The organism is Oleiphilus sp. HI0066, assembly GCF_001635725.1.
Genome location: NZ_LWFH01000747.1, coordinates 1 through 841 on the forward strand (window position 1 = coordinate 1; position 841 = coordinate 841).

At 41.4% G+C, this 841-nt stretch carries 2 protein-coding genes; both read right to left on the reverse strand.

The window, feature by feature from the left end:
• A partial coding sequence (locus tag A3738_RS09080; RefSeq protein WP_156504133.1) for a glycosyltransferase family A protein occupies nucleotides 1-283 on the reverse strand: 283 nt, incomplete at its 3' end.
• A gap of 7 nt (nucleotides 284-290) precedes the next feature.
• Nucleotides 291-841 (reverse strand): hypothetical protein (locus A3738_RS30860; protein WP_197473748.1); only part of this gene is annotated, 551 nt, incomplete at its 5' end.

Genomic DNA, 841 nt, shown 5'->3' on the forward strand with positions numbered 1-841 from the left:
AATCATCACTATCTAAGATTGCTATATATTTTCCAGAAGCTTGCTTCAAGCCCAAATTAATGGATGCAGACTGGCCTTTATTTGTATGGCCCTCATGCGCAAGCACAGAAATTTTGTCACCGTACTCAAGTAATTTTTCATACGTGCCATCTGTTGATCCATCGTCCACAACGATGAGTTCAAAATCCTCAAAAGTCTGATTTAAAACAGAATCGACGGTTTGATTTATGTATGATGCACGATTATAAGCTGGAATTACGACACTTACCTTTATAGACTCCATAACGAAGTTACCTTACTTCTGCTTCAAATAAAGGTGGCGGTGCCGCGAAGCTGGTTCCCGAAGACAAAGGATACCCGATATCGTTTGCGACCCCATTTTCATCAATAACATAAACATATAACAACTGGGTTCGATCCAAACTTCCATAAAAAGCTTGCCACGTAATTTGATTTTCAGACCACGAAACGGGTAGTTGTAACTCAGAATGTGTTACGTCACTCCATTGCGCAGCATTGGCTAGCAGCACCCTCTGCGGGGTACTATCTACATATATATCTGCCCCATTGGCACCATTAAAAAGTTGTTTTCCATTGAAGCCAATTAGAGCAACAGAAGGGCTAGAGCCATTAAGGTTCGCAGCATTACCTATATCAAGAATCTCTAGAACTTGACTATTTACTCTACGCTCCACAGTACTGGCAACGAGATCGATATAAATTTCAAGATGATGCCATGTATTAGGTTTAAGGTAAGTTCTAAGCTGGCTATCATTTCCGGCCGTAGTTAGCTGGTCCTGCGTCCAAGATAAGCGTAATCCGTCTTTTCCTGCACTATCCT